General features: G+C 65.5%; 4 protein-coding genes and 2 pseudogenes. 2 read left to right on the top strand and 4 right to left on the bottom strand.

All coding sequences use genetic code 11. The features are described from left to right. Nucleotides 1-923: 923 nt before the first annotated feature. Nucleotides 924-1,601: pseudogene (locus tag ACZ4NT_RS38580) on the top strand (transposase); the annotation flags it as partial. A 697-nt stretch (nt 1,602-2,298) separates the two neighbouring features. Here the strand turns inward: ACZ4NT_RS38580 and ACZ4NT_RS38575 are convergent. The 3 genes from ACZ4NT_RS38575 to ACZ4NT_RS38565 form a co-directional block, all read right to left on the bottom strand. Next, complete coding sequence (locus ACZ4NT_RS38575) at nt 2,299-2,655, bottom strand: four-helix bundle copper-binding protein (protein WP_467730089.1); 357 nt, start codon at nt 2,653-2,655, stop codon at nt 2,299-2,301. Between the two features lie 214 nt (nt 2,656-2,869). Next, nucleotides 2,870-3,142: a hypothetical protein gene (locus ACZ4NT_RS38570; protein ID WP_467730087.1), complete on the bottom strand. Its 273-nt coding sequence runs from the start codon at nt 3,140-3,142 to the stop codon at nt 2,870-2,872. Nucleotides 3,143-3,302: 160 nt separating this feature from the next. Next, entirely contained in the window at nt 3,303-3,665 is a 363-nt protein-coding gene (locus ACZ4NT_RS38565; protein ID WP_467730085.1) for a hypothetical protein, read from the bottom strand. Nucleotides 3,666-4,015: 350 nt separating this feature from the next. Between ACZ4NT_RS38565 and ACZ4NT_RS38560 the strand changes: the two are divergent. Next, nucleotides 4,016-4,437: pseudogene (locus ACZ4NT_RS38560) on the top strand (transposase family protein); the annotation flags it as partial. Nucleotides 4,438-4,467: 30 nt separating this feature from the next. Here the strand turns inward: ACZ4NT_RS38560 and ACZ4NT_RS38555 are convergent. After that, nucleotides 4,468-4,725, bottom strand: coding sequence for an integrase core domain-containing protein (locus tag ACZ4NT_RS38555; RefSeq protein WP_467730083.1), 258 nt, complete (start codon nt 4,723-4,725; stop codon nt 4,468-4,470). Nucleotides 4,726-5,540: the final 815 nt, after the last annotated feature.

The following is a 5,540-nucleotide window of genomic DNA, read 5'->3' as shown; positions in this document are numbered from 1 at the left end:
CCATCGCCAGCCTCGTCTCCGACCGCACAGCCACCATCTGAAAACACACCACGGCCGCCCAGACATGACTCATCCGCTATCACGCACCAACTCGTTAGAAGGCGCCATGGCTTGGGGACAGGCGCACTGAGGACCCGCACTGAGCGGAGGCAAAGCGCGGGTCCTCAGTGTGACAACGGCTGGTTTCCAGGGAGGTATCCCATATCAGCCGGAGAACCGGCGGGCCGGGGGCGCTGACGTGCCCGCGAGTCTCGGTGTGTGAACGACGCCGAGCGTCCTGCGTTACGCGAGGAAGCCACTGAGCACCGCCATTGGTTACACCGAGGTCGATCAGGCCATCTCCTGCCGGCCCTCGAGCGGGTGCCAGCCGACCACAGGCCACTGGCCATACCGCGTAGAGCAGCATGGCAGCGGATCTTGCCGAGCCATCCCTCAGCAACGCTGGCGTCCTTGAAATGTCGGCGTAGTTCCCGCTAGAAGACTCCCCGATCGAAATCCGCGTTGTAGGCGACCACCGGGCGGCCGTGTAACCGGTGCTGTTTGCCTGGCGCCTCGAGCGCGGGGGCAGGGTCCTGACTTCGGCCACCCGCCGGAACATGACCTGCGCGACATCATGGACGCCATCGGACCCAAAGGAGTCGAAAGGATCAAGCCGCCGTAGTCTGCTCCGTTGGAGCTCGCTCCTGGCCTCCGGGGGCCAAATGGGGCCGATGAGGGTGTGGCCACCCAGCTCAACGACCTGCTCTGCAGCTGTTATGCGAGAAGGGGGACGTGACGCCGAGCCGTCGGCCTGCATGATCGACGCCCAGAGCGTCAAAACCTTCACCAGCGTGCCAGCTACTGGCCAGGGCATCACCGATACGCTCGGGTTCCTCCTTGCGGTGCTGGTCACCGCGGCGAGCGCGCAAGACTCCATCGCCGGCGCCGCCACCTGGCTCCTCGAGCGCTACGGATCCCCGGCCGCACTACGGAAGGCCGGCCGTCGCAGACTCGTCGAGGTGATCCGGCCCAAGGCCCCCCGCATGGCCACCCGGCTGATCGACGACGTCTTCACCGCACTCGACGAGCAGACCGTCGTGGTCCCAGGCACCGGCACCCTCGACGTGGTCATACCGTCGCTGGCCCGCTCGCTGGCCGCGGTCCACGACCAGCGCCGGGCCCTGGAAGCCCAGATCAACAGCCTGCTGGAGGCTCACCCTCTTCACCAGGTCCTGACTTCGATGCCGGGAGTCGGAGTCAGGACCGCCGCCGTCCTGCTGGTCACCGTCGGCGACGGCACCGGCTTCGCCAGTGCCGCACACCTCGCCTCCTACGCAGGCCTCGCCCCCACAACCAAGTCGTCGGGAACCTCGATTCATGGTGAGCACGCACCACGCGGCGGAAACCGGCAGCTCAAACGCGCCATGTTCCTCTCCGCCTTCGCCTGCATGAACGCCGACCCGGCCTCCCGCGCCTACTACGACCGGCACAGAGCCCGCGGCAAAACCCACACCCAGGCACTCCTCCGCCTCGCCCGCCAACGCATCAGCGTCCTGTTCGCCATGCTCCGAGACGGCACCTTCTACGAATCCCGGACCCCCGACGTCACTCTCACCGCATGACCACCCCAAACACCCGCATACCAGGCACCACGTCCTTGACGAAGGACATAGAGACACCCCCCGCTTGGGTGCATACACGCGACGCCACGAACACAGCCCCCCCGAAGGCCCTCCCCGCGCATAGCCCCTGATCTGGCAGGACCAGGGGTTTCGCCTCGGTAGGCCGGGAGGCCTGGCTGCTGGCAGAAGTAAGCGACTGCCGGAGGCCCGGAGCGCGACTGCAGTCACGAGTCAGGCGTCACCCCACTGGTGCGCGTGGCCGCCGCGCCATGCGGTCCACCGCGGATCGTCCAGGACGTCCTCGGGATTGTCGATCCCGGCGCCTTCCAGGATGACCACCAGGTCGTGATCGCTATAGGCAGTGCCGAGAATCCGTTCCCGCCCGCAAGAGTGCATGCTCACTCTACGGCCGCCCGCAGAAGAGAGGGGGTGTACCACGATCGACGCACTGATCATGGTTCTCAGCATGCTCCCAACCCTCTGAAGGGGCGAGCCGACCAGTACGACATGCAGCACCTGCGAAGCCCTGCTGGCCAGCTCTGCCCCACCGATGCCGTGAAGCAGTACGAAAAGGGGCCCCATCCCGGCCGGGAACACGAAATCTCCCCAGCGTGATGCTTGTGGCCCGGCAGCCAATGCCGTGGCCACAAGCGCTTCGTGAGTTCCGGCGGCCGGGCCGCCGGGAGTCTGTTCTGGCTCAGGCGCGGATGCCGGTCATGGATCGACAGGACTCAGCGCAGGCGCGGCAGGCTTCTGCGCACCGTTGCATCTGCCCGTCGTTCTCCATGCGCATACACGCCTCCGCGGCCATGTCGCAGGCCTGCGCACACATGGCGCACATGTCCTTGCCCATGGGCGACATACGCATGCACATGTCAGCGCACATGCGGGTCATGTCGGCGCAGTCCATGAGGGTGCGCATCATGGCCGGGTCGAGGTACTCGCCGCCCTGCTGCAGGCAGTGGTTGATGGTCTCCTCGCACATGCTGTACGCAGCCAGGCAGTCGTCCACACACTTCTTCATGTCCGGACTCATCTGCTCGGAGTGCATCATGGTGTTCCTCCTTGAGGTGCCAGGCGCGTGACCGGCCGTCTGCCATCCATCGCAGCCATGTCCGTTATGTCTACTATGATTTCGAAATTCTGCGACTGGGCCGCACCGCGTGGAGTTCACTGCCGCAGATCACGCCGTGGGCGCTCCTCCTCGGCTTCCCTGTCGGTGACCGGTTGTCTCGCGTGTGCCAGGGTGGTGTGGGCGGAGTGCCCTGTCAGCCGAAGGAGTCGCGGACGCGCCGGATGCGGTCGCGGATTCCGCGCTGGCGTTGCGGGCGGCTCAGGGCGTCGGGAGCCGCGGCTGTCCCGGGAGGTTTCCACTGGGTGCGGTAAGTGTTCCAGAAGTCGTTAAGCGCGGCTGTTTCGGTGGGGCCGTGCCCGGTGACGTGGGTGCCGGAGCATGTGGCGATGTAACCGTAGGGAGTCAGTTCGACAAGCACGGTAATGTTCGGCACCACAACCACCTCCAAGTGCAGGTCATCCGGCATGATATTTCAAATATGCCCTTAGCGTCTCTTATCACGCCAATCCCTGCAGCCAAGCGCCAGGTCAAGCCGATATTTGTTGTCCGAGGCGGGCACCTGATGCCACGGGTAGGCGTTGAGGCGGGATGTGAGCAATGCGAGATCGAGGCGGCATCGCCGTCATTTACCGATGCGAGGGTCCGTGCGTGTGCAGGAGGCGTTCCGGCTGGATGGCCTGACCCATGTCCGGCTGGCTGCCCGTCGGGCCGGTAACCCGTTCTTCTGCCATGTCGTGGTAGGTGAGTTCTATACCCGGACGGTGTTCGCTGGCCGGGGACTGCTGTTCCTTGCCCGACCGGTAAGCCCCCACCCGCACTGGCGTGTCCACCTGGCGTTCTTCGCTGCGGTTGGGGAGGGTGACTGGCTGGTTCTGTTGCCGCACCACGAGTCTCACGCCGGCCTGACAGAGGCGCAGGAAGCGGCCGAAAATCTGGCCGCGCTGATGCACCGCCTGTCGTGGCACCACGCAGCCGGTCTGTTCGCTCACCCTTGCCCCGTCCCGGCACGCACGACGGGGTGACGGAGCCCTGGTGAGGGACGGCGCTACGGGATGCGGCCCCAGCCCTGTCGCCGTAAAAGGGAAAACGGTCTTTCTTGCCTGCGGACACGATTCTCTGGAGGCCCTCATGCGTGTCGGGGTACTGGCCGCCTCGGCCGCGGAGCTCGGCGTGGGCGTCCCCGTCAGCACCAGATCCCGCTGATCACCCGGCGGTGATCGCTCCACCTGCCGTCACCAGCGAGAACACCATCTCCTGGCCCGCGACCCGGCACCGCAGCCCAAACAGCAGATTCCGGGACAAGCCACGTCCCGCCTCACCCGCCACCCCACCTGAGCGGTTGTCCGGAAAGAAAAAGCAGAACACCATGAAGGCCACCGTCATCGCCGACGATCAAGGCCGCACGTTATGGACCGACGCCCTGCGGCCTGGCCGTATGCACGATGCCACGGCCGCCCGCAACGAAGGCATCGCCGTCTGCTTCCAGCACTTCCCCGACGTCGAGGTCCTCCTGGACGACGGTTACCTCGGCCTGAGCCGCGACCACCGCGGACAAGCGATCACACCGCCGAGAAACCCCGGCCGGGAGCACTGCCCGGCAGAGTCCAGCAGTGGGAACGCGGCCGCCACGGTCACTCGTCCGACCGCATCACCGTCGAACATGCCCTCGCCGACCACAAACGCTGGAAGCAACTGACCCGCTGGACCCACCGCCGCGACCGCCTGCCCGACACCTACCGCGCCATCGCCAGCCTCGTCTGAAGCTTCCCCGTGATCTTGGACACTCGATCGTTATGCCGCGAGGTCGTGGTGGTGTCGCTGTCGGGTCTCGGCCGGGGTGAGGTAGCCGAAGACCTTGTGCTTGCGTAGTCGACGGCGGTTATAGAAGGTCTCGATGAAGTCGAAAACCTCGGCGCGGGCAGCGGTCCGGTCGGGCCAGACACGGGCACCGATCTCTTCTTTGAGCAGGGCCCAGAAGCTCTCCGCGGCGGCATTGTCGAAGCAAGATCCAGTGCGCCCGCAGCTCTGCCGGAGGCCCAACTCGCGCACATAGGTGCGAAAATTACTGCTGGTGTATTCGCTGCCGCGGTCTGAATGCGTTATGCAGCCGGGCTGGAATGCCGGCCAGCGACCATTAGCCGTCTATGAGGCGCACTGGGCTTATTCTTTACCGCAGGCGTTTGAAATGCTATTTTGCAGGGTTAGCCAGCCTGCCACCAACGCCCCACCCACGGAGAGAGATCCGAGAAACAGGCACTACAGTAGTACTCCAGCAGCGATTCGCTATCTGGCCTGGTCAGAGGCATCGTCGGGAGTATAGTTGGCCGTTGGGCATGTCAGGGGCGGTCTTTTCGGACCGCCCCTCCAACGAATGACATCGTCGTCGGTAGTGACAGTGAGCCTTTTCCAACCTGGCGCGTGAGCCGTTCGGAGCGGTCCGCATGAGGTTTACGTAAGCGTCGGGCGACTGCGGAGGCCGCGGTCAGAGGCTCATGCAGACTGCGGAGACCCGACCGGAGCAGAGTGTTGACCAGCACGGACGCCAGGTTGGAAAGGGCTCAGTGCCGGGCCACAGCCTGACGCCCTCGCCGCCCTCGCACCGCCGACTCCTGGCAACTGGCCCCGCACAGCGGCCCCGCCCGCCACTTCGCGTCCATGCGCTGAGATGGTCCGAGCGCCAGCGTGGCAGGATACGCAACCAACAGGCCCCTTCGGTCGCCGGTGTGCTGAGTGGAATCACCATGCCAACTCCCGTAACGCCATCGGCCGGATCGAGTGGGACAAGGCCAGCTTCATGCGGGCCCGCCAAAACGACGACTACAACTACGCGACCACGATGGTGTCGGAGGTCCGCGGTCGACCAA

It is taken from the genome of Streptomyces sp. NPDC026417 (assembly GCF_055567695.1).
The sequence above is the reverse complement of the archived record's forward strand: the minus strand, read 5'-3'. Positions and strand labels throughout refer to the sequence as shown.